Source organism: Stenotrophomonas sp. 05L414_2 (assembly GCF_056397905.1).
Map to the genome: position 1 here is coordinate 21,162 of NZ_JBFTOJ010000012.1, position 21,723 is coordinate 42,884.

20 protein-coding genes are annotated in these 21,723 nt (G+C 68.4%); 8 read left to right on the plus strand and 12 right to left on the minus strand.

Features of this window, described 5'->3' with window-relative positions; all coding sequences use genetic code 11:
• Positions 1–4 precede the first annotated feature (4 nt).
• Both hemB and AC1DJN_RS03120 read left to right on the plus strand, forming a co-directional pair.
• Positions 5–994, plus strand: coding sequence for a porphobilinogen synthase (hemB, locus tag AC1DJN_RS03115; protein WP_025877543.1), 990 nt, complete (start codon positions 5–7; stop codon positions 992–994).
• 33 nt (positions 995–1,027) lie between these two features.
• Entirely contained in the window at positions 1,028–1,297 is a 270-nt protein-coding gene (locus tag AC1DJN_RS03120; RefSeq protein WP_312963134.1) for a gas vesicle protein GvpG, read from the plus strand.
• A gap of 163 nt (positions 1,298–1,460) precedes the next feature.
• Here the strand turns inward: AC1DJN_RS03120 and AC1DJN_RS03125 are convergent, their stop codons facing one another.
• Positions 1,461–2,324: a hypothetical protein gene (locus AC1DJN_RS03125; RefSeq protein WP_312963132.1), complete on the minus strand. Its 864-nt coding sequence runs from the start codon at positions 2,322–2,324 to the stop codon at positions 1,461–1,463.
• Positions 2,325–2,372: 48 nt separating this feature from the next.
• Here AC1DJN_RS03125 and aroE point away from each other — a divergent pair, with 48 nt between their 5' ends.
• The 3 genes from aroE to dinG all read left to right on the plus strand — a co-directional run bounded on the left by aroE (position 2,373) and on the right by dinG (position 5,827).
• Positions 2,373–3,218 carry a shikimate dehydrogenase gene (gene aroE, locus AC1DJN_RS03130; protein ID WP_033832490.1) on the plus strand — a complete coding sequence of 282 codons (846 nt, stop codon included), beginning with the start codon at positions 2,373–2,375 and terminating at the stop codon, positions 3,216–3,218.
• A 3-nt stretch (positions 3,219–3,221) separates the two neighbouring features.
• On the plus strand, positions 3,222–3,572 hold the full coding sequence (locus tag AC1DJN_RS03135) for a hypothetical protein (RefSeq protein ID WP_088101842.1): 351 nt from the start codon (positions 3,222–3,224) through the stop codon (positions 3,570–3,572).
• Positions 3,573–3,724: 152 nt separating this feature from the next.
• Positions 3,725–5,827 (plus strand): ATP-dependent DNA helicase DinG, encoded by a 2,103-nt coding sequence (gene dinG / locus AC1DJN_RS03140; RefSeq protein ID WP_025877533.1) that lies wholly within the window; start codon positions 3,725–3,727, stop codon positions 5,825–5,827.
• A 68-nt stretch (positions 5,828–5,895) separates the two neighbouring features.
• Here dinG and AC1DJN_RS03145 read toward each other — a convergent pair whose 3' ends face one another.
• Entirely contained in the window at positions 5,896–6,495 is a 600-nt protein-coding gene (locus tag AC1DJN_RS03145; RefSeq protein WP_312964989.1) for a hypothetical protein, read from the minus strand.
• Between the two features lie 121 nt (positions 6,496–6,616).
• Complete coding sequence (gene ilvD, locus AC1DJN_RS03150; RefSeq protein ID WP_442251316.1) at positions 6,617–8,455, minus strand: dihydroxy-acid dehydratase; 1,839 nt, start codon at positions 8,453–8,455, stop codon at positions 6,617–6,619.
• 369 nt (positions 8,456–8,824) lie between these two features.
• On the opposite strand from ilvD, the gene AC1DJN_RS03155 reads away from it, so the two are divergent.
• From AC1DJN_RS03155 to AC1DJN_RS03165, 3 genes are read left to right on the plus strand one after another with little or no spacing between them, the layout of a single operon-like run.
• On the plus strand, positions 8,825–9,394 hold the full coding sequence (locus AC1DJN_RS03155) for a DUF1190 domain-containing protein (protein ID WP_032976852.1): 570 nt from the start codon (positions 8,825–8,827) through the stop codon (positions 9,392–9,394).
• A 7-nt stretch (positions 9,395–9,401) separates the two neighbouring features.
• Positions 9,402–10,580 (plus strand): glutathionylspermidine synthase family protein, encoded by a 1,179-nt coding sequence (locus AC1DJN_RS03160; protein ID WP_025877526.1) that lies wholly within the window; start codon positions 9,402–9,404, stop codon positions 10,578–10,580.
• A complete protein-coding gene (locus AC1DJN_RS03165; protein WP_478038838.1) occupies positions 10,580–11,230 on the plus strand; it encodes a hypothetical protein in 651 nt (216 codons plus the stop codon). Before AC1DJN_RS03160 ends, AC1DJN_RS03165 begins: the two co-directional genes overlap by 1 nt.
• Before the next feature lie 144 nt (positions 11,231–11,374).
• On the opposite strand, the gene AC1DJN_RS03170 is transcribed toward AC1DJN_RS03165, so the two are convergent.
• The 9 genes from AC1DJN_RS03170 to mnmG all read right to left on the minus strand — a co-directional run bounded on the left by AC1DJN_RS03170 (position 11,375) and on the right by mnmG (position 21,695).
• Positions 11,375–12,673: a DUF58 domain-containing protein gene (locus AC1DJN_RS03170; RefSeq protein ID WP_442251318.1), complete on the minus strand. Its 1,299-nt coding sequence runs from the start codon at positions 12,671–12,673 to the stop codon at positions 11,375–11,377.
• Positions 12,670–13,656 carry an AAA family ATPase gene (locus tag AC1DJN_RS03175; protein ID WP_025877520.1) on the minus strand — a complete coding sequence of 329 codons (987 nt, stop codon included), beginning with the start codon at positions 13,654–13,656 and terminating at the stop codon, positions 12,670–12,672. Before AC1DJN_RS03175 ends, AC1DJN_RS03170 begins: the two co-directional genes overlap by 4 nt.
• The gene (locus AC1DJN_RS03180) at positions 13,653–14,843 is read right to left on the minus strand and encodes a DUF4350 domain-containing protein (protein WP_478038840.1); all 1,191 of its coding nucleotides are present in this window, start codon (positions 14,841–14,843) and stop codon (positions 13,653–13,655) included. The genes AC1DJN_RS03175 and AC1DJN_RS03180 overlap by 4 nt, the downstream gene beginning before the upstream one ends.
• The gene (locus AC1DJN_RS03185) at positions 14,840–16,474 is read right to left on the minus strand and encodes a DUF4129 domain-containing protein (protein WP_312964868.1); all 1,635 of its coding nucleotides are present in this window, start codon (positions 16,472–16,474) and stop codon (positions 14,840–14,842) included. The genes AC1DJN_RS03180 and AC1DJN_RS03185 overlap by 4 nt, the downstream gene beginning before the upstream one ends.
• Positions 16,464–17,456 carry a stage II sporulation protein M gene (locus tag AC1DJN_RS03190; protein WP_312964866.1) on the minus strand — a complete coding sequence of 331 codons (993 nt, stop codon included), beginning with the start codon at positions 17,454–17,456 and terminating at the stop codon, positions 16,464–16,466. Before AC1DJN_RS03190 ends, AC1DJN_RS03185 begins: the two co-directional genes overlap by 11 nt.
• Positions 17,453–18,142: an RDD family protein gene (locus AC1DJN_RS03195; protein WP_032976856.1), complete on the minus strand. Its 690-nt coding sequence runs from the start codon at positions 18,140–18,142 to the stop codon at positions 17,453–17,455. The genes AC1DJN_RS03190 and AC1DJN_RS03195 overlap by 4 nt, the downstream gene beginning before the upstream one ends.
• A gap of 124 nt (positions 18,143–18,266) precedes the next feature.
• Positions 18,267–18,797, minus strand: coding sequence for a gamma carbonic anhydrase family protein (locus AC1DJN_RS03200; protein WP_059065523.1), 531 nt, complete (start codon positions 18,795–18,797; stop codon positions 18,267–18,269).
• Positions 18,794–19,702 carry a nucleotidyltransferase domain-containing protein gene (locus AC1DJN_RS03205; protein WP_478038842.1) on the minus strand — a complete coding sequence of 303 codons (909 nt, stop codon included), beginning with the start codon at positions 19,700–19,702 and terminating at the stop codon, positions 18,794–18,796. Before AC1DJN_RS03205 ends, AC1DJN_RS03200 begins: the two co-directional genes overlap by 4 nt.
• 103 nt (positions 19,703–19,805) lie before the next feature.
• Positions 19,806–21,695, minus strand: coding sequence for a tRNA uridine-5-carboxymethylaminomethyl(34) synthesis enzyme MnmG (gene mnmG, locus AC1DJN_RS03210; RefSeq protein WP_478038844.1), 1,890 nt, complete (start codon positions 21,693–21,695; stop codon positions 19,806–19,808).
• Between the last annotated feature and the right edge of the window lie 28 nt (positions 21,696–21,723).

The window sequence follows — 21,723 nt, forward strand, 5'->3', positions numbered from 1 at the left end:
TGCCATGCCTCATCCCCATTACCGCCCGCGGCGCATGCGCCATGACGAATTCTCGCGCCGCCTGATGCGCGAGAACACGCTGACCACCGACGACCTGATCTATCCGGTGTTCGTGCACGAACCGGCCGGTCGCGTTGCGGTGCCGTCGATGCCGGGCGTGGAGCGGCTGTCGATCGAAGAGCTGCTGAAGGTTGCCGAGGAGGCGCTGGAACTGGGCATCCCGGTGATCGACCTGTTCCCGGTGCTGGATGCCTCGCAGAAGTCGCTGGACGCCTCGGCGGCGTGGGCCGAGGACGGCCTGGCGCAGCGTGCGATCCGCGCGCTGAAGTCGCGCTTCCCGGAGCTGGGGGTGATGACCGACGTGGCCCTGGATCCGTACACCACGCACGGCCAGGACGGCATCATCGATGACAAGGGCTACGTGCTCAACGACATCACCGTCGAAGCGCTGGTCAAGCAGTCGCTGTCGCATGCCGAGGCAGGCGCGGACATCATTTCGCCGTCGGACATGATGGATGGCCGCATCGGTGCGATCCGTCGTGCGCTGGACGCCGACCACCACCTCAACGTGCGCATCATGGCCTACTCGGCCAAGTACGCGTCGGCGTTCTACGGTCCGTTCCGCGATGCGGTGGGCAGCGCGGCCAGCCTCGGCAAGGCCGACAAGAAGACCTACCAGATGGACCCGGCCAACGGTGACGAGGCGATGCGCGAGATCGCGCTGGACCTGGAGGAGGGCGCGGACATGGTGATGGTCAAGCCGGGCATGCCGTACCTGGACCTGGTGCGGCGGGTGAAGGAAACCTTCGGGGTTCCGACCTTCGCTTACCAGGTCAGTGGCGAGTACGCGATGATGAAGGCGGCGTTCGCCAACGGCTGGCTGGACGAGCGCGCCTGCGTGCTGGAATCGCTGCTGGGCTTCAAGCGTGCCGGCGCCGATGGCGTGCTGACCTATTTCGCGCCGCAGGTGGCGCGTTGGCTGCGCGAGCGCTGACAATAGCGCCCACGACGGACGGAGGAACACGCGATGGGACCTGAAATGGGTTGGATGCAATGGTTGATCTGGGGCACCGGTACGCTGGTGTTCGGGGCCATCATCGTCGGCGTGTTCGTTGCTGCCTGGCGCGCCGCGCGGCGCCCGCCCGAGCAGCTCTCCGCTGCGGCCCGGGTCGCCCGCGAGCAGGCCGTGCCGGAAAGCGTGCAGGCCGAACTGGCCGCACTGAACCGGCGCAAGGACAAAGGCCAGCTCAGCGAAGCGGAGTACGAACAGCAGCGCGCGAAGGTGCTGTCGCGCTGAGCGCCGTGGCCCGGGACCCGGGCCATCCACGCATGGCGTGGATCTACTGGTAGCCGCCAACCTTGGTTGGCGGTTTTGTTTCTGTGCCGACCAAGGTCGGCACCTACCGGAGCGGGGGGGGCGGTCGGTATCCACCGAACCGTCATCCACGCATGGCGTGGATCTACTGCATGCACGCGGGCACTGCCGCCACCTTCGGCACGGCCAGCCGGTATACATCCACGCCACCGGCGCGGGGCGACTTCGCCGCGCTGCTGGCCACCATCATTTCGCCCGGCTTGGCGTTGTCGACCACCGGCGCACCGGTCCAGCCGCCGGCCTGGTTGAACGACAGTCCGATCGGCTGCAGCGCAGCGCCCGTCCATGCACAACCGCTGGTCCAGACCTGCGCGGTGTCACCGCTGCCCCGGCTGAAGGCCACCGCGCCAGCGCTGCCCAGCCAGTCGCCATCGGTTTCATCGGCGGGGCTGTTCAATGCCTGCAATGCCGTCGCCGGGCCTCGCACGCCCTGCGCGTCCAACGAGGCCACGAACAGGTCCCAGCCGGCACCACGGCCCTGCTGGCGGGCAAACAGCAGCTGTCGCCCGTCCGCGCTCAATGCCGGCCCGCGCTCTTCATGGCGGACACCATCGCCTGCCAGCGCTTGCGGCGCCCCCACGCTGCCATCGGCGGCGATCGCCGCCCGGTACAGCCCCGACCGGCCCTCGCGGCCTGCGGCGAACAGCAGCCAGCGGCCATCGCGGCTGAAATACGGATCGCGCACCTCGCCGGACACAGCCAGCGGCAACGCCTGCGCCTGCTGCCAGCGGCCGTCGACCACGCTCGCCTGCCACAGCCCCCAGCCGGCCTCGCCACGGCGGGCGAAGACGATGCGCTGGCCATCGGCGCTGATCGTGGCCCGGCCTTCATCGGCACGGGTGGAGACCACGCCCATGCCTTCGATGCCGTACTCGTTCAACGCCATCGCCACCGGGGCAGAGAGTAGACTGGCGGCGAGCACCAGCAGGGTCGGGGCGATACGCATCATCCAGGTCCATGCACGAAAGAGCACCAGTCTAGCCAGCTTGAGGATTCCATGACCGATCGTTACGCCGTCTTCGGACACCCCGTCGCCCACTCGAAGTCGCCGCAGATCCATGCGGCGTTCGGTCGCCAGGAAGGCATCTCCCTCGACTACCGCAGCATCGATCTCGCCCCGGACGCATTCCTGGCCGGGCTGGAGGCGTTCGCCTCCGAAGGCGGGGTCGGTGCCAACGTCACCTCGCCGCACAAGGAAGCGGCGTTCTCGGTGTGCACTACGCTGACCGCACGCGCGCGCCGCGCCGGCTCGGTCAATACCCTGCTGCGCAAGGGCGACCGCTGGCACGGTGACACCACCGATGGCATCGGCCTGGTGCGTGACCTCACCGACCGCCACAGCCTGGACCTGCGCGGCCGCCGCGTGCTGCTGCTGGGCGCCGGTGGTTCCGCGCGCAGCGTCGCTCCGGCGCTGCTGGATGCCGGCATCACCGAACTGGTGGTGGTCAACCGCACGCCGGAACGTGCCGATGAACTGATCGATGCCATGGGCGAGCCGGGCCGCGCGCTCAGCCGCTACTGGGACGATCTGCGCGACCTCGGTGATTTCGAACTGATCCTCAACGCCACCTCGGCCGGCCGCGATCGCGACGCCGAGTTCAAGCTGCCGCTGTCGCTGGTCAATTCGATGACCACGGCCGTCGACCTGAACTACGGCGAGGCCGCCATCGCCTTCCTGGCCTGGGCGCGCGCCGCGCAGTGCCGCAACACGGTCGATGGCCTGGGCATGCTGGTCGAGCAGGCGGCGGAGAGCTTCCTGCAGTGGCATGCCGTACGCCCGCAGACCGACGAGGTCTACCAGCAGCTGCGCGCCGGTGCCGGCGCCTTCGCCGGGCAGGACTGATCGATGGATACCCAGGCTCTGATGGTCTCCCTGCTGACCATGGTCGGCGTGCGCCTGCCGGTGCTGATTGCCCTGTGCGTCGGCCTGGTCTGGGTGATGGGCGCGCCGCGCGATCCGGCACGTACCGGCGCGCTGACCGGCCTGCTGCTGTTGCTGGCGTCCAGCATGGGCAGCCTGCTGGCCAACCTGGTGCCGATGTGGATGGTCAGCAACGGTGACTTCGGCGCGATCTCGCAGCTGAGCACCGTGCTGGGCGTGGTGCACTTCGGCCTGGCGATGCTGGATGCCGTCGGCACGGTCCTGCTGGTCTGGGCGCTGGTACGGTTGCTGCGGCTGCGCGCCGCTACACCCTGACTCCGATGGCGGCCTTGGCCGCGTCGGTAGCGTTGCGGGGCGTGCATCCAGCCATCGTGCGACGCGGCTGACCCTGTTCAGCGCCCGCGCCTCGGAGCCCGTGGCCGGCCATGCGACAATGGCCGGCCTGACCCCGCTACGGTAGTTCTGGCGTGACCGAAACCGTCGCCGCTCCACGCAAGCTCGATGACACCTTGAAGGACGCGATCCGCAAGGCGTACACGACGCTGCAGGCCAACACCCCCGGCTTCTCCACCCGCCGCTCGCAGAGCCAGATGATCGGCGTGGTGTCGCGTGCGCTGTCCACCAGCGGAGGCGTGGGCGTGGTCGAGGCACCGACCGGCGTTGGCAAGAGCCTGGGCTACCTGACCGCCGGGGTGCCGATTGCCCTGGCCAGCAAGAAGAAGCTGGTGATCAGCACCGGTACCGTGGCGCTGCAGTCGCAGCTGGTCGAGCGCGATATTCCGAACTTCCTCAAGGCCACCGGCCTGGAGGCGACCGTTGCCCTGGCCAAGGGCCGCACCCGCTACCTGTGCACGCGCAACGCCGCCGAGGCGCACGGCGAGGGCGCGCAGAACGGCATGTTCGAGGACGAGCAGCCGCTGTTCGACCGCCCGCTGGCGCCGATCGAGATGGACATCGCCAAGCGCCTCACCGTGGCCTTCACCAGCGGCAGCTGGGACGGCGACATCGACAACGCACCGGAAACCATCAGTCCTGGCCTGCGCAGCCGCATCACCACCCCGGCCTCAGGCTGCGCGGGGCGACGCTGCGCGTACTCGGCGCAGTGCGCGGTGCTGCGCTCGCGCAACACCGTGCGCGATGCGCAGATCGTGGTCACCAACCACGCGTTGCTGCTGTCGGCGCTGTCCATTGGTGACAGCGACAACGGCCAGCCGATGATCGCCGCGCCGTCGGACATGCTGCTGGTGCTCGACGAAGGCCACCATGTTGGCAATGTGGCCATTGATCAGGGCGCGGCCAGCCTGGCATTGGATGAAATGGCCAAGCGCACCGGCCGCCTGCAGATCCTGATCGCCGGTGCCTACCGCGCGGTCGACAAGGATCGCCTCGGCAACCTTCTGCCGAACGAAGCCATCGACGCGGCCAGCAACGTGGCCAAGGGTCTGCGTGCGTTCCGCGACCACGTCGAGGCGGTATGGATGCCGGCGCCGGCCGACGAGGAGCCGATGTGGCGCGCGGCCAACGGACGCCTGCCCGAGGCCTGGCGCGAGCCGATCGAGGCGCTGGCCGACGATACCCGCAGCCTCTACAACTGGGCGCACGCGGCCACCGCGCAGGTCGCCAAGGGCAAGCCGGACGATCCGGCGCGCGAGCGCCTGCAGCGCAACCTCGGCATGGCGCTGGAGATGATCGAGCAGCAGTACAACCTGTGGCAGGTCTGGCGCCGCGAAGACAAGGAAGGCGCRCCACCGATGGCACGCTGGGTGACCGCCACCCGCGATGGCGACCTGGTGCTGCATGGCTCGCCGGTGTCGGCCGCGCACGTGCTGCGCAAGCTGTTGTGGGATGAAGTGGATTCGGTGGTGATGACCTCGGCGACGCTGACCGGTGGCGGCGACTTCCAGGCGCTGGCGATCGACAACGGCATCCCCGAAACCGCCGAGATGGTCTCGCTGTCCTCACCGTTCGACCTGCCCAACCAGGCCGAGCTGATCGTGCCGCCGTTCCCGGTCACGCCCGATGACCGCGAAGGCCATCCGCGCGAAGTGGCGCGCTACATCGGCAAGGAACTGGACTGGACGAAGGGCTCGATGGTGCTGTTCACCTCGCGCTGGAAGATGGAGAAGGTGGCGGGCCTGATGCCGGCCGCCAAGCGCAAGCAGGTGCTGGTGCAGGGCGAGATGTCGAAGACGCGCATGATCGATGAACACCTGCGCCGTGTCGCCGCCGGCGAGGGTTCGGTGCTGTTCGGGCTGAACTCGTTCGGCGAAGGCCTGGATCTTCCCGGTGAGGCCTGCACCACGGTGGTGATCACCCAGGTGCCGTTCGCGGTGCCGACCGATCCGCAGACCGCCACCCTGAGCGAATGGGTGGAAGCGCGTGGGCTCAATGCGTTCAACCTGATCGCGATCCCGCATGCGCTGCGCACGCTGACCCAGTTCGCCGGCCGCCTGATCCGCACCTCCACCGACACCGGGCGGGTGATCATTCTCGACTCGCGCCTGCTGACCCGCCGTTACGGCAAGCGCATCATCGACGCGCTGCCGCCGTTCAAGCGCACCATCGGCTGAGCTGCGGGGTCAGATCCCCTCCGCAGGAAGGGCTCTGACCCGGCCGCGCGAGCAGGGCGTTTAGCCTTTCAGGCCTGCGACTGCGGGCACGACTCGAATGCCAGTGCGTAGGGCCGGTACATGCAGCGGATCAGGTCATCCACGGTCTGCAGCCGCGGCGGCCATGCGACGCGCTGCGGGCCTTGCCTGGTCTGCAATCCGGCGATGCCGTCGCTGAGCGTGGCGCCCGGCGGCAGCGGCAGCGTCGCCAACCGCGCGCGGGCACGTCGCAGTGCCGGCAGGTCGTCGTCGAGAAAGGCGATGGTCGCATCCACATAATGGTTCCATCCTTCCGGATCGGCGCCCGCCGGCTTGTACGTCAAGCGCATCAGCGCGCTGGCCGGATCGCGCTGCCCCGCGTAGGCGCGCAGTTGCGCCTCGTGCCAGGCCAACGCTGGGTGGCCGCTTGCCTTGGCCTGGCGCCGGTATGCGGCGAACAGGTCAGCCAGTTCCAACTGGCAGCCGGCGCGCCGGACCAGCGCGTCCCAACCCTCGCCGGGGCCGTGGTCGAATGCTGCCGGAGACATCGCCAGCAGTTGGGCATGATTGTCGAAGCGGCATTCGTCGGCGAACGCCGGCGTGGACGCAGTGGCCAGTGCCAGCGATATCAGGCTGAGGAAACGGCGCATCAGGACGTCCATGTGTGGGGCCGCACATGATGCACCCCTGGGGTGGACGGTGCCGACCACTGGACGGCACGACAGGCAACGTGCGCTGCAGCTGCCGGCCAGCGGCCGGCACTACCGATCTTCAGTCGCCGAGCAGGGCGGTGTTGCGCACGGCGCCCTTGTCGGCGCTGGTGGCCAGCAGGGCATAGGCCTTCAACGCGCTGGTGACTTTGCGTGGTCGCGGTGCGCGCGGCTTCCAGCCCCGTGCATCGGCGTCGGCGCGGCGCTGGGCCAGCGTCGCCTCCTCCACCAGCAGGTCGATGCGGCGGGCCGGGATGTCGATGCGGATGCGGTCGCCATCCTCCACCAGTCCGATCACACCGCCGCTGGCCGCTTCCGGCGAAACGTGGCCGATCGACAGGCCCGAGGTGCCACCGGAGAATCGGCCGTCGGTCAGCAATGCGCACTGCTTGCCCAGGCCTTTCGACTTCAGGTAGCTGGTCGGGTACAGCATCTCCTGCATGCCCGGGCCGCCCTTCGGGCCTTCGTAGCGGATCACCACTACGTCGCCGGGCTTCACTTCATCGGCAAGAATGCCGGCCACGGCGGCGTCCTGGCTTTCGAACACGCGCGCATTGCCTTCGAACACGTGGATCGATTCGTCCACGCCTGCCGTCTTCACCACGCAGCCGTCGACGGCGAGGTTGCCGCGCAGCACGGCCAGCCCGCCTTCCTGCGAATAGGCATGTTCCAGCGCACGGATGCAGCCTTCGGCGCGATCCTGGTCCAGCGACGGCCAGCGCGTGGCCTGGCTGAAGGCCTCCTGGGTGGGAATGCCTGCGGGACCGGCCTTGAAGAAGGTGTGCAGGGTGTCGTTGTCGCTGCGCATCACGTCCCAGCGATCCAGTGCTTCACCGAGCGTGGTGCTGTGCACGGTCGGCACCGAGGTATCCAGCAGGCCGGCGCGATCCAGTTCACCGAGGATGCCGAACACACCACCGGCGCGGTGCACGTCCTCGATGTGATATTTCGGCGTGTTCGGTGCCACCTTGCACAGCTGCGGCACGCGCCGCGACAGTGCATCGATGTGGGTCAGGTCGAAGTCGACCTCGCCTTCCTGCGCGGCGGCCAGCAGGTGCAGGATGGTATTGGTCGAGCCGCCCATGGCGATGTCCAGGGTCATGGCGTTGGCGAACGCGGCCTGGGTGGCGATGCCGCGCGGCAGCGCACGCGGGTCTTCGCCGCCATACCAGCGGTGGCAGAGTTCGACGATCAGGCGGCCGGCGCGACGGAACAGCGCTTCACGGTCGGCATGCGTGGCCAGGGTGGTGCCGTTGCCCGGCAGCGACAGGCCCAGTGCTTCGGTCAGGCAGTTCATCGAATTGGCGGTGAACATGCCCGAGCACGAGCCACAGGTGGGGCAGGCGCTGCGCTCGTAGTCGGCGACCTTCTCGTCCGAAGCGCTGTCATCGGCAGCGACGACCATCGCGTCGACCAGGTCCAGCTTGTGCTCGGACAGCTTGGTCTTGCCGGCTTCCATTGGTCCGCCGGAGACGAACACCACCGGGATGTCCAGGCGCAGCGCCGCCATCAGCATGCCGGGGGTGATCTTGTCGCAGTTGCTGATGCACACCAGCGCATCGGCGCAGTGGGCATTGACCATGTATTCGACGGCGTCGGCGATGATCTCGCGGCTGGGCAGCGAGTACAGCATGCCGTCGTGGCCCATGGCGATGCCGTCGTCCACGGCGATGGTGTTGAATTCCTTGGCGACGCCGCCAACCTGTTCGATCTCGCGCGCGACCAGCTGGCCAAGGTCCTTCAGGTGCACGTGGCCGGGCACGAACTGGGTGAAGGAGTTGGCGATGGCGATGATCGGCTTGTGGAAGTCGCCATCCTTCATGCCGGTGGCACGCCACAGGGCGCGGGCACCGGCCATGTTGCGGCCGGCGGTGGAGGTGCGGGAGCGGTATTCGGGCATGGCTGGCGGAACGGGCGGGCCGTACGACGTGGGGGTCGGTTGATCATGGCCAATTTTTTCGGTTGCTGCTGCAACCACCGGAGGCGGTCCGGCAGGGCTGCGCCCTGCACCWGCCGAATCAACGTCAACGTCAAAATCAAAAGCGGGCTATCCGCGGGATGGCGGGGTGGGTCCGGTGGCGGGGGACGCAACCGGACCCACCCCGCCTCCGACAGGTGGCCGTGGGCCAGTAGATCCACGCCATGCGTGGATCAAGCTCGGGATGACAACGAAAATGAAATTCCGTTCATCTTTCCTACTTTGCCGATTCCGGTTGTTGGCCCGGATTTGGCATGATGGGGCATTGTTCCGACTTGAAGGCATGAGGCCATGAAACGTTCCCGCACCACTGCGCTGCTGCTGATGAGCGCTGCGCCGCTGCTGTTCACTGCCTGCCAGAAGGAAGAGCAGGTGCAGGTGCAGGAAGGCCTGTATACCTCGGTGGAGGCCTGCACCACGGCTACCGCTGATCCTTCGGCGTGCCGCAATGCGTTTGCCGAGGCGCAGAAGAAGTCTGCCGACGCAGCGCCGAAGTACGCGACCAAGGAAGCCTGCGAACAGGATTACAAGCCTGAGCAGTGCGTGCAGCAGCACACCTCGGCCGGCACCTCGTTCATCGGTCCGATGATGATGGGCTTCTTCATGTCGCAGATGCTGAGCAACCGCGGTGGCCTGGCCCCGCAGGCGCCGGCTTCGGCGCCGGCCTACCAGGACAAGAGCGCCGGTTGGGCGCGTCCTGCCCCGGGCGGCAGCGGCGGCCTGAACACCGCCAGCGGCATCGGCGCGGGCAAGGCCGGGCTGGCCCCGGTCAGCAGCGAACCGAACCGTGCGGTGACCGCCAGCCGCAGCGGCTTTGGCAGCACCAGTGCGCGCCGCAGCGGCAGCAGCGTCGGCGGCTGATCGACCCATGCAACGTATCCGTATTGCCGAGCGCGCCCAGTGGCGCGCGCGCGCGGAGGAAGCCGGTTTCCGCTTCCACACCATCGACGGCCAGCCGTACTGGGATGAAAGCGCGTATTACGCGTTCACCCTGCGCCAGATCGAGCAGGACATCGAAGATCCCAGCGCCGAACTGCACCAGATGGCGATGGACCTGGTCGGCGATGTCATCGCCAGCGAGCGCCTGATGGACCAGCTGGCGATCCCCGCGCATTACCGCGACTGGATCGCCGACAGCTGGCGCCAGCGCCAGCCGCACCTGTACGGGCGCCTGGACCTGGCCTACGACGGCACCGGCCCGGCCAAGCTGTACGAACTGAACTACGACACGCCGACCTCGCTGTTCGAAGCCAGCTTCTTCCAGTGGCAGTGGCTGGAGGACCAGCGCAACGCCGGCCGCCTGCCGCAGCACGCCGACCAGTTCAACGCGATCCATGAAGCCCTGGTCGAACGCTTCGGCGAACTGGCCACGCAGCTGCCGCCGCCGCTGTATTTCAGTGCGGTGGGGAGCTCGGACGAAGACCGCGGTACGGTCGAGTATCTGCGCGACTGCGCTTCGCAGACGGGCCTGCACGGGCAGGCGATCGCCATCGAGGACATCGGCCTGTCCGAAGACGGGCGCTTCACCGCGCTGGACGATACGGTCATCGGCACGCTGTTCAAGCTGTACCCGCTGGAAGACCTGATGGCCGAGGAATTCGGTCGCGCGCTGCCGGGCTCGGGCGTGCAGCTGCTGGAACCGGCATGGAAGGCGGTGCTGAGCAACAAGGGCATCCTGCCGCTGCTGTGGCAGCGCAATGTCGGCCATCCGAACCTGCTGGAAGCACACTTCGATGACGGCAGCGCGCTGGCCTCGGGCTGGGTGCGCAAGCCGCTGTTCTCGCGCGAAGGTGCCAACATCGAGATGCACCTGGCCGACGGCAGCACGCAGCGCAGCGACGGTCCGTACGACGGTCCGGCGATCCTCCAGCGTGCGCATCCGCTCACCCGTTTCGAAGGCGGTTACCCGCTGATCGGCAGCTGGGTGATCGGCGACCACGCCTGCGGCATCGGCATCCGCGAGGACGACAGCGCGATCACCCGCGACAGTGCGCGCTTCGTGCCGCACGCGATCATCGACGAAGCGCCGACGCGGATCTACGTCTGATGGCGGTGCAACGCCCGCCCGGTCGGCGCGGGCGTCCTGCTCCCGTGCCGGGCCGTCACTTCGACGATGGTCGCGGCCTGAATGCGTTCGCCGACCGCATCGCGGTGCGCTGCCACCGCTGCGATACGCCGGGCTGGGTGCTGGCGAGCTGGCAGCCCTACCGTTGGACGGTGCGTTTCCGCTGCACCGGCTGCAGCGTTGCGCTGGACAGTGGCGACTGGGTGGGCGCGGTGTGCATGCAGGGGCGTCGGCCGTGCGGGTACTGCGGGCACCAATGGCTGTACGTGCATCGCCGGATCGCGTCGGGCGTTCGTTCGCCGGCCACCTTTCCCGCACGATGTGGRCAATGTGGGCGCAGCAGCGATGTCGACGTGTCGGCCACCCCGCTGCGCGATGCCGAGCCGGCTGATCCGCACTTCGGCCTRCCGCTGCATCTGGTYGARCCSRCCCGYGYAGGTCTGCTTTGGGCCTACAACGCCGAGCATCTGCAGGCGCTGCACGACTACGCCGCAGCTACGCTGCGTGAGCACGGCGGCGTACGCAACAGTTCGATGTTCTCGCGGCTGCCGCAGTGGATGAAGCTGGCGCGTCATCGCGTGCTGTTGCAGCGTGCGGTGGAGCGGCTGCAGAAGCGCTTGCTGCAGGGGTAGTGCCGGCCGCTGGCCGGCAACCGCTGTTGGTAGAGACCGGCCTTGGTCGGCGCCGTTGATTGTGTGCCAACCAAGGTTGGCATCTACCAAGGCGATGTGTCGGTAGCGCCGGGCCATGCCCGGCGAGCGCAGCGGTCCGACAGGTCAGAGCAGCCCTTCGCGCTTCACCGCCAGATAGCGCTCCACCAGCGCGGCGGGCAGGGCATCGGCCGTGACGTCCAGCACCATCACCCGTTCGGCACGCAGCGCGTCATGCGCCTGCGCGCGCTGTTGCAGGTACAGCGCGGCGGCACCGGCCTGCGCGGCATCTTCCACCGTGTGTACCTCACCTTCCAGCGCAGCATCCAGCTCGCGCTCGCGCAGGCTGGCTACGCACACCAGATGACGGCGCTGCAGCAGGCGCACCGCCGCAAGCAGGTCTTCGATGTCCTCGTCGCGCACGTTGCTGACCAGCATCACCAGCGCGCGCCGGGGCTGGCGCAGTGAGACTTCGGTGGCGGCAGCCAGATAATCGGTGGCCACGGCCTGCGGCTGCAGGTCGTAGCTGGCGCGCAACAGATGCTGCACCGTGTCCATGCCGCGCTGCGGCGCCACCCAGCGACGCTCGCCGCCTACCGCGAACAGGCCGGCAGCATCGCCTTGGCGCAATGCCAGGTAGGCCACCACCAGCGAGGCGTTCAAGGCATGGTCGAAATGCGAGAGTCCACCTTCGCTGGCCAGCATGCGCCGGCCGCTGTCGAGCATCAGCAGCAGCTGCTGGTTCTTCTCGTCCTGGTACTCGCGCGAGATCAGCTTGCGGGCGCGGGCGGTGGCCTTCCAGTCGAGCTGGCGCAGGCTGTCGCCGATGCGGTACTCGCGCATCTGGTGGAAGTCGGTGCCTTCGCCACGGCGGCGCTTCACATGTGCACCGACCAGTCGCGAGGCCTGGTCGGCACTGAACAGCGCAAATCGGGTGAGTGGCACGAAGTTGGGATAGACCCGCACCTCCAGCGCCGGTGGCAGCGTGCGTTGCTGCCACCACAACCGCCATGGCGAGCGGATGCGCAGCTGCACGCCTTCGAAGGCAAAGCGACCGCGCTGCTGCGGCTGCACGTGGTAATGCAGCGAACTGGCATGGCCCGCCCGCAACTGCACGCGTTGCGGCAGTGATTCCAGTGGCCAACCGCCTGGCACCAGATCGAATACCTGTACCTGCATGGCCTGCCCGGACTGCAGGCGCAGGCCGATCTCGCGGCGCACGCCCAGTGCCAGGGCCTCGGGCACGTCGCGCTCGACGCTGGGCGGTGGTCGTCGCCGCTGCCGCCACAGATCAACCAGTGCCACCACCGCAACCAGTGCGCCGGCCAGCGCCCAGCTCCAGCGTGGCAGCAGCCCGGCCAGCACCACGCCGCCCAGCGCAGCCCAGGCCAACAACAACGCCAGCAGCAGCGGCGCAGGCCTCATCGGCGCGGCGCTTCCACCTTGGCCAGCAGCGCACCCAGCACGTCGTCGGCACCCTGGCCTTCGATCTGCAGCTCCGGTGCCAATGCAATGCGGTGGCGCAGGGCAGGGCGGGCGATGTCGCGCACATCATCGGGGGTGACGAAGTCACGACCGGCCAGCACCGCCTGCGCGCGCGAGGCACGCACCAGGGCGATGCTGCCGCGTGGGCCGGCGCCGACGGCGATGCCCGGCCACTGCCGGGTGGCGGCGACGATGCGCACCGCGTAGTCGATCACTTCGTCATCCACGGTGATTGCCGCGGTGGCCTGCTGCAACGCCAACAGTTCGCCGGCACCGAGCACGCGCGGCACCTGGCTCAGGTCGAAATCACTGGCGGCACGGCCGCTGGTGATCGCCGCGACCATGCGCTTCTCGTCCTCCAGCTGCGGATAGTCGATCAGCACCTTCAGCAGGAAACGGTCCAGCTGCGCTTCCGGCAGCGGATAGGTGCCTTCCTGTTCCAGCGGGTTCTGCGTGGCCAGCGCCATGAACGGCGGTGCCAGGGTGAAGGCCTTGCCTTCGATGGTGACCTGGCCTTCCTGCATCACTTCCAGCAGCGCGGACTGGGTCTTGGCCGGGGCCCGGTTGATCTCGTCGGCCAGCAGCAGGTTGGTGAACACCGGGCCGCGACGGATCTTGAAGCTCTCGCTCTTCGGGTCGTACACCGCATGGCCGCTGACGTCGCTGGGCATCAGGTCGGGGGTGAACTGCACGCGGCCATAGTCCAGTTCCAGTGCCTGCGCCAGCGCGCGCACCAGCAGGGTCTTGCCGAGGCCGGGCACGCCTTCGATCAGCACGTGGCCACCGGCCAGCAGGGCGACCAGGATCTGGTCGAGCACATCGGCCTGGCCGATGAAGGCGTGGCCGACGGCCTGGCGGATGGCGTCGACGCGTTCGATCAGGCGGGCGGTGGCGGCCGCCGGAAGTTCAGGGGCATCGGTCATAGCAGGGATCTCATCTGGAGCAGCAAGCGGATGCGCTCGCGCAGGGCGGAGGAATCATGCGGCGAAGGCGGAGTGAGTGCACTGGCGACTCGACTGACGGGCCATTGCAACACTGCGGCGATGGCCTGGTCACGCGCAGCACCGTCGAGTGCGGCAGCCAAGGGCGCGCGCAGGCGCAAGCGGTGCAGGAACAGCGCCTGCACGGCCAGGTACAGGCGCGTGCCATGGCCGAAGCGCAGCAGCAGTTCGCCACTGGCGCGGACGTGTTCCAGCAACGAACGGCGTTCGACCACCGGCGCGGGCAGGGCACTGCCGAAGCGTTGCGCGCGTGACCACAGCCAGCCGAGGATCGCCAGCAGCAGCGGCACCCACAGCGGCCAGCCCTGGTAGAAGATGCGCGCGCCCAGCGAGGGCGGGCGGCTGCCGTATACCAGCCACATCGTGYCGCGCCCATAGTTGGGATCGAGCAGGTAGCGCGTCAGGTCGCGGTGCGAGAGGTCATGCAGGCCATCGCGGGCAACGGCATCGGCGTCGACAGGGCGGCGGCGTGTTGATGCGGACGGGCCTTCACCGCGCATGACGTCCATATCCGCCAGCACGTCGATGCGGCCCTTGCCATGCGGCAGGCGCGCGAACACCAGTCCTTCCTGGCCACCCCAGCGGCGCTCGGCCGTGGCGTTGGCCTGGAAGCCCAGGCTGAAGCGCCGACCGCCGCAGAACTCGACGTGGCTGGGATCATCCACCACGTGGAAGGGTTGGCAGTCGCTGCCATGGAACAGGCTGTCCACGCCGATCCTGTCCAGCAGGGGGCCCTGCGTGCTGCTGGCATCGTCCTCGGCCGGTGGCTGCGTGCGCAGCAGCAGATGGCCACCCGTGCCGACCCAGTCCAGCAGGGCCTGCGCAGTGCGCGGCGGCATGTCGGCGGTATCCTGCAGCAATACCACCGTATCGGTGGCGGCCAGTGGCATCTGTGCCAGGTCCAGCCGCTGCCGGGACTGCACCTCGATGCCGTCGGCGCGCAGCGCCTGGCCCAGCACATACAGCGGGTTGTAGCTGGCTTCGCCCTGCGGCGGCAGCACGATGGTCTCGGTCACCTTTTCGTGCGTGCGCAGGAACAGGATGGTCAGCGGCACCCCGAGCAGGACCAGCGCGCCGAGCAGCAACGACCAGAACAGGCGCGGGCTCATGCCTGCCACCCGTACTGCTGGCGCAGCGTGCTGGCCAACGCGTCGAAATCGCTGCGGGTAGGCAGGCGCCCGCCGTATGCGGCGTACTGCCACATGCGCACGATGCGCGCGAACAGTTCACGGTCGGTGCTGTCGGACATGCGCCGCGAGGCACGCAGGCACTGTGCTTCGGTGGCACCGGGCGGCAACGCGATGCCGGTGCGCTCCACCAGCGTGCGCACGCTGGCGCGATAGAGCAGCGCCAGTGCCTGCCGCGGCCGTCCCTGGTCCCACAGCAGCCCGGCCTGGGTCGCCACATCCGGCGGCAGCACCACCGGCATTTCCACCTGCTCTTCGGTAATCTGCGGTGCCTGCTTTTCCTTGCGGCGGCCGGAACCGCGCAACCACGGCAGCCACAGCCGCGCGGTCAACAGCAGCACCAGCAGCAGGACCCCCCACAGCCCCCACAGGCCCCATTCGGCGAGCCGGGCCAGCCACAACTGGCCGCTCTTGCGCGACGTACGGTCCGCGTTGCTGCTGCTGTCCTTCTGCAGCTCTTTCTTGTCTTTCTGCTTCTCGGCGGCGTCTTCGATCGGCTTCCATCGGCTGACCTGCCGCGTCGGCCGCTGCAGCGGATCTTCGTAGGCGCGGTTCACGGCCTGGCGGAAGCCAGCGGTATCCACCGGCGTGTCGCCGAAGATCAGCGCCGGTGTATTGGCCGGATCGTTTTCCGCAGTGGCCGCTTCTTCGGCTTCTTCAGCGTCTTCCGCTTCTGCGTCTTCATCGGCGCTGGCCGTGGTGGTCTGCGCGGCGTCCGGCGTGCCGGCGTCCTGTGCGTGCACGGGCGCCAACGGCAGCGCCAGGCACAACAGCAGCACCAACGAAGAGGCGACCGGCAGCAGGCGTTCGCGCAGGCGGCGCAGGGCGATTTCCACGTCCCAGGCTTCCATCTGCGTGCGTCGGTTCAAGTACAGGCCGAAGCCGGCGCCCACGTAGAACGGCCCGATCAGCGCCGCCGCCAGCCAGCACAACAGGTTGAGGCCAAGCTTGGCCCACGCAGGCGCCTCCACGCTGACCATCGCCCACGCTGCGCGCCAGGATTCGGGCAGCAGTTCCAGCGGGATGAAGATGAAGATAGTGGCGATCGCGCCCACCACCAGCACCAGTTCGAATGCCAGGCAGATCACCGCCAGCACCAGCGCAGGGCCCGCAGCGCCGGCAGCGACTGCACGCCGGCGTGGGCCACGCTGGGCGGGCGCATTGCCCTCCAGCAGATTGACCGGCAGGCACAGGCTGCGCAGGCCGCTGAAACGGCGCCAGCCCAGATAGCCCCAGAACCCGCTGCCGCCCCACTGCCGCTGTGCGCGCAGCGCATCGCGCGGGCCGACCCGTTCGCCGAAGATGCCGCGCGAGAGCACGTACAGCGGTGCGCCTTCGAACAACGGTTTGCACCACCACATCGCCAGCCACGCCCAGCCGAAGGCATCCAGCCACCAGGCCAGTGCATTGAACAGCACGAACAACGGTGCACTGGCCAGCAGCCAGCTGCCCCACACACCGCGTGCGTGGCGGCGGGCCAGCGCGCTGCCCAGCTCCATCGCTTCCCAGCTGCTGCGCGCGCGCAGCACCACGTCCAGGTGGTCAATCCGCATGGCCACCTCCGCGTCCACCGCGCCACAGCCACAGCAGTACGCCGGCCCACAGCACCCCGGCCACGCTGAACTTCACTGCAGCCGGAATGCCGGCGATGGAGGACCAGAACGCTTCCACGAACGCGGCCAGCAGCAGCATGAAGGCCACGCCCAGGCACAGCCGCGCGCCGATGCGCCCGCCTTCGACCAGCGCATCCAGGCGGCGCCGCCGCCCGGGAGCCAGCAGTTTCATGCCCAGCTGCAGGCCGGCGCCGCCGGCAATCACGATCGCGGTCAGCTCGAACGCACCGTGGCCGGCCACAAAGCGCCAGAACGGGCCGCCATGGCCGATGTGCTGCAGGTGGCCGGCTACCGCGCCGATGGTGATGCCGTTGAACAACAGCACCAGCAACGTGCCCAACCCCGCCAGCAGGCCGCTGGCGAAGGTGCGCAGGGCGATGCTGATGTTGTTCATGATGTAGTAGCCGAACATCATCCAGTCGGTGCCGCTGTCGCGGCCCAGGCGCTCGGCGGATGGATCGTACATGCGCTCCATCTCGGCGATCTGGCCGTTGTCCATCAGCAGGTGGATGCTGTCCGGGTACACCTGCACCAGCACGAAGCAGGCCAGCGCCGGCACTGCGAACATCGCCAGCGCTGCCCACATGCTGCGCGCTTGGCTGCGCACCAGCAGCGGAAAATCAGCAACCAGGAATTCCAGCGCGCGCCGCCAGCGGGTCGGCGGCGTGCGGTACAGCACGCCATGGCCGTGCTGCATCAACTGCTGCAGGCGTTGCACCAGCTGCGGGCTGTAGCCGCGTTCGCGGGCCAGCGCCAGCTGCTGGCACAGCCGTCGGTAACGCTGCGGGAAGCTGACATCGCCGGCTTCTTCCGCGCCCGGCCTGCGCCGACGCCGACGCGAGGCACCGGCGCGATGCTGCAGCCACTGCTCCAGGTCATGCCATTCCTGTTGATGGCGGGCGACGAACTGCTCCTGCTTCATCGTCGTCCCAGCAACCAGTTGGCCATTGCATACAGGCGCAGCACGCCGACCTGGCCGGACGCGCTGGTCAACGGCTCGGCGATGCCGGCCAGTTCCTGCTGGCGTGCGGGTGACAGGCGTGGCGCGCGCTCGGCGAAGGCCATCACCGCCGCCTGTTCCTCCGGCCGCAGCGGTTGCGGCGGCGCCAGCGCGCTGTCGATGGTGGCCGGCGGCGGCAGGTAATGCGGCGGTGCATGTACCACCATCGTGCCGGCAACCAGATCGCCCAGGCGGCGGCCATGCGGATCGAACAGGCTGCTGATCAGGCCCAGTGCGTAGCCGAAAGGCAGCATGTCCACGGTGCGCAGCAGGTTGCGGGTGATCGAGGCCATCCAGCCCACCGGTGCGCCATCCTGCGCGAGCACCCGCAGGCCCAGCACGCGCTTGCCGAGGGTACGGCCCCACAGCGCTTCGCAGACGATGGGGTAGGCCCACATCAGCAGGAACATCAGCGCCATGTACAGGCCGCGGCCGAACTCATCGAGCAGGGCCAGCGGAATGGACAGCGCGGTGAGCGCGCCGAAGCGGACGGCCAGGTCGATCAGCCAGGCCAGCGCACGCGGCATCGGGCCGGCCGCAGGCAACTGCAGCGGCACACCTTCCGGCGTTACCACCTCGCGGTAGGTATCGAGCATCGGCGCGGCCATCAGCGCGATGGCCGCCGAAGTGGGCGCTGGAGTCCTCTCCGGCGTGCAGCCACGGGCATGGGGGTCTCGACGGTTCCTGGTCGGGCCCAGACTTTAGCAGAGCCCGGCCATTGGCGAGGCGGCCTCAGCCCAGGTATTCGTCCTTCAGCCGCACGTAGTGGTCGGCCGAATAGTGCAGCGACTCGATCTCCTTGTCGCTGAGCGTGCGCGCCGGACGGGCAGGGTTGCCCACCCACAGCTCGCCCTCGCCCACCACCTTGCCGGGGCCGACCACCGCACCGGCACCGACGAAGCCATGGCGCTCGACCCGGGCACCGTCGAGGATGCACGCGCCCATGCCGATCAGGCTGTAATCGCCGATGCTGCAGGCGTGGATGATGCAGCCATGGCCGACGGTGACGCCTTCGCCGATCAGGGTCGGGTAGCCGGCCTTGTTGTACGGGCTGTGGTGGCTGACGTGGATGATCGTGCCGTCCTGCACGTTGGTGCGTGCACCGATGCGCACGAAATTGACGTCGCCACGGATGACCGTGCCCGGCCAGATCGATACGTCATCGGCCAGTTCGACATCACCGATGATCGTGCAGGCCGGATCGACATACACGCGCTGGCCGAGCACCGGCATCTTGTCGCGGAAGGGGCGCAGCGGGGTCATCGGCATCTCCGGAAGAGCAGGGCAATCGCGATGATGATACCGCGTGCAGCACGCAGCCCTGCCGGTAGTGCCGGCCGCTGGCCGGCAACCGCAGAGGTTCTGCCGAAGGTGTATCGGGTTGCCGGGGCATCCAGCCATGGACCATCGCCATGCCCGGCGGGCAACTGCGGAGCCTCGGCGCGCGTGGCCATTTCCTGGTCGATGTAGTCGCTGATGGCGATGATGCGGGGACCGGCCGTCACTTCGGCGCTGGCACGCTTAACCACCAGCAGCGCTTCGATCGCCCCGCGTACCGGGCCATCCGGCAGCAAACGCTCCAGCAGATGCTCGAATGCCATGGGCGGTGGGCTGGACTCGCTTTCGATCCACTGGCAGGCCAGCAGCGCGCGCAGCACGTACAGATACTTCTTGGTGCTGATGGCCCCGCCGCCGAGATGTCGGCTGTACGTGGTGCGCGCCATGCTCATGTAGTGCCACCAGCTGCCCAGCGGCGAGTAGAAGCGCTGGGCAGCCTCCCAGAGCTGCGCCACGGCAGCATCGTTCTGCTGGTAGATGATCGGCGAACGCAGCCATTCGATCAGCGTCGGGTTCGACTTGGATACCAGCCGCAGTGCCTTGCGCAAATCCCAGCCGCTGACGTCCAGCTCGTCGTCGATCGGCAGTTCGATCACATCGCGCTGCGCCTCGCCCGGGCCGGTGCTCTCGTTGACACTCAGGTACCAGGGCTGGCGGTGCACGTAGATGAAGCGTGCATCGTAGTCGCTGTCCGGCGACGAGAAACCCCAGCCGCGGCTGCCCGATTCGCAGGCCAGCAGCACGCGCACGTCGTGCGTGCGTTCGATGTCGGCCAGGGTGGCCAGGATGGCGGCGCGCTTGTCCGCCGCGATCGGATGGATGCCGTCCATGCAAGGAAGCTCCTGCTGTTGTTGCGTCGAGCCGATCGACTCTACAGGCAGCAGGCGGATACGTGTAGCGCCAGGCCATGCCCGGCGCACGCGATCATCGGGGCTATGCCACGCGTCCGCGCCGTGCGCGCTCCAGGTGCACCAGCAGCAGCGAGATCGCCGCCGGGGTCATGCCCGGAATGCGCTGGGCCTGGCCGATGGTCTGCGGACGCACCCGCTCGAGCTTCTGCAGCGCTTCGGCCGACAGCCCGCGCACGATGGCGTAGTCGAAATCGCCGGCAATCGGCGTTGCTTCATGGCGCTGCTGGCGCTCGATCTCCTCGCGCTGGCGATCCAGGTAACCGGCGTACTTCACCCCGATTTCCACCTGTTCGGCCACCTTGCCATCGGCCACGGCCGGGCCGAGCGAGGGCACCCGCATCAGTTGCGCGTAATCCAGTTCCGGGCGCTTGATCAGGTCCAGCACGTTGGTTTCGCGGCTGACCGCCACGCCCAGCGTTTCCTGCACTTCGCGGCCCAGCGCATTGGCCGGCGTGGCCCACAGCGCGCCCAGGCGCGTGCGCTCGGCGGCTACGGCAGCCTGCTTGGTTTCGAAGGCCCGCCAGCGACGATCATCGACCAGGCCCATGTCGCGGCCGGTCGGGGTCAGGCGCTGATCGGCGTTGTCTTCGCGCAGCTGCAGGCGGTACTCGGCGCGGCTGGTGAACATGCGGTACGGCTCGTTGGTGCCGTGGGTGATCAGGTCATCCACCAGCACGCCGAGGTAGGCTTCGTCGCGACGCGGGCACCAGCCCTCGAGGCCACGCACCTGGCGAGCGGCGTTGAGGCCGGCCAGCAGGCCCTGTGCGGCAGCTTCTTCATAACCGGTGGTGCCGTTGATCTGGCCGGCGAAGAACAGGCCGTTGACCAGCTTGGTTTCCAGCGAAGCCTTCAGCCCGCGTGGATCGAAGAAGTCGTACTCGATGGCATAGCCGGGGCGGGTGATGTGCGCGTTCTSGAARCCRCGSATGCTGCGCACCATCTCCAGCTGCACGTCGAACGGCAGCGAGGTGGAAATGCCGTTGGGRTAGATYTCSACSAYGYCCAGSCCTTCGGGCTCGACGAAGATCTGGTGGCTGGCCTTCTCGGCAAAGCGCACCACCTTGTCYTCGATSGASGGGCAGTAGCGCGGGCCGATGCCTTCGATCTGGCCGCTGTACAGCGGCGAACGGTGCAGGGCGTCGCGGATGATCTGGTGGGTCTGCTCGCTGGTGTGGGTGATCCAGCAGCTGACCTGCTGCGGATGCTCATCCACCGAGCCGAGGAAGGACATCACCGGGCGCGGCGTGTCGCCGGGCTGCTCGTCCATCACGCTGTAGTCCAGCGAACGGCCGTCGATGCGCGGTGGCGTGCCGGTCTTCAGGCGGTCCACCTGGAACGGCCGCTCGCGCAGGCGTGCAGCCAGCGTGGTGGCGGGCGGATCGCCCATGCGGCCGGCTGCGTACTGGGTCGGGCCGACGTGGATCTTGCCGGCCAGGAAGGTGCCGGCGGTCAGCACCACGGCCTCGGCATCGAAACGCAGGCCGGTCTGGGTGATGACCCCGCGCACGTGGTCGCCCTCGATGACCAGGTCATCCACCGCCGCCTGGAACACGGTCAGGTTGGCCTGGCCCTCGACGATGGCGCGGATCGCCATGCGGTACAGGTTGCGGTCGGCCTGGCAGCGGGTGGCGCGCACGGCCGGGCCCTTCGAGGCGTTGAGGGTGCGCCACTGGATGCCGGCGCGGTCGGCGGCATGCGCCATCGCACCGCCGAGGGCGTCGATTTCCTTGACCAGATGGCCCTTGCCGATACCACCGATGGCCGGGTTGCAGCTCATCGCTCCCACCGTTTCGATGTTGTGGGTCAGCAACAGGGTGCGCACGCCGGTACGGGCCGCAGCCAGCGCGGCCTCGGTGCCGGCGTGGCCACCGCCGATGACGATGACGTCGTAACGATGGAAGGAGTCGATCATGGGGGCTGTTCAGCAAGGGGCAGGCGCA